This window comes from Streptomyces sp. NPDC028991, from assembly GCF_055564775.1.
Genome location: NZ_JBVHVP010000070.1, coordinates 1 through 1,528 on the forward strand (window position 1 = coordinate 1; position 1,528 = coordinate 1,528).

1 protein-coding gene is annotated in these 1,528 nt (G+C 72.6%); it reads right to left on the reverse strand.

Features of this window, described 5'->3' with window-relative positions:
• A partial coding sequence (locus ACZ4V1_RS35855) for a polyketide synthase dehydratase domain-containing protein (protein ID WP_468345353.1) occupies positions 1-1,513 on the reverse strand: 1,513 nt, incomplete at its 3' end.
• Between the last annotated feature and the right edge of the window lie 15 nt (positions 1,514-1,528).

Genomic DNA, 1,528 nt, shown 5'->3' on the forward strand with positions numbered 1-1,528 from the left:
GCACCACATCACCCGCGGCAGCCGAACCACCCGCACCCACCGGCACCGCACCCCGCGTCACCACCACCAGACGCGAACCCGCGAAACGCTCACCCTCAAGCCACTCCTGCACCACACCCAACACCCGATCCAACACCGACCGCACACCCACAGGCACATCCACAGAACTGCCCGGCACACCACAGTCCAGCAGCACCACACCCGGCACACCCGCGACCTCGCCGCCCTCGGCGACCTCGGCGACCTCGGCGACCTCGGGCCAGGCAGCCCAGGCCGGTGCCGCAGTACCGTCCACGGCGGTCGGCACCCACTCGGTGCCGTACAACGCGCCCCCGTCAGCGGACACGGAGACGAACTGATCGGCGGACAACGGGCGACTGGCTATGGAGCCGACCGTCAGGACCGGGGCGCCGGTCACGTCGGCGACGGAAAGGGAGACGGCACGGCCGTCGAGCCGACCGATCCGCACGCGGACGGCGGCTGCGCCGACGGCATGCAGGGAGACGTCGCTCCAGGCGAACGGGACGGCCGTCCCGTCGTCGCTGTCGTTGAGGATGCCCGCGTGCATCGCGGCGTCCAGCAGGGCCGGGTGCAGACCGAACCGGCCCGCCTCCTGCGACGCCTCCTGCGGAAGCGCCACCTCGGCGAACAACTCCTCACCCCGACGCCACGCCGCACGCAACCCCCGGAACACCGGCCCGTACCCGTAACCACGCTCCCGGAAGACCTCGTACGCCGCCTCCACCGGCAGCACCTCGGCACCCGCCGGCGGCCACTCACCCCACTCGGGCCCAGCCACCACAGCCGTCTCCGCGAGGAAACCGGAGGCATGGGCCGTCCACTGCGAATCACCGGCGTTCTCGGGACGGGAGTAGACGGCGACCGTGCGACGCGCGTCCGCGTGCGGGCCTACGACGACCCGCACCTGAAGTCCGCCACTCTCGGGCAGCACCAGTGGTGCCGCCAGGGTCAGCTCCTCCAAGGTGGCGCACCCTGCCGCCGTACCGGCCGCCAGGGCCATCTCCACCAGGCCTGTACCGGGCAGCAGGACCCGGCCGAGGACCACGTGGTCGGCGAGCCACGGCTGCGCCTCCACCGACAGCCTGCCCGTCAGCACCACACCGCCGGAGTCCGGCAACGACACCACCGCACCCAGCAACGGGTGCTCCGCCGCGTCGACACCGGCCGACCTCGGGTCCGCCGCCGTGACAGCGGTCGTCTCCGGCCAGTAGCGCTGGCGCTGGAAGGCGTAGGTCGGCAGGTCGACGGCACGGGCGCCGGTGCCGGCGAGGACGGCGGCCCAGTCGACGGCCAGACCAGTGGTGTGCAGCCGGCCGAGTGCGGCCAGCGCGGTGCTCTCCTCGTCACGGTCCTTGCGCAGCAACGGGACCAGGACCGCGTCCTCACCCGCGCTCTCCCGCGCCATTCCGCAGAGCACACCGTCCGGACCCAGCTCCACGAACCGCGACACACCCTGCTCCACCAGGACCCGCACACCGTCGCCGAAACGCACGGCCTCACGGACATG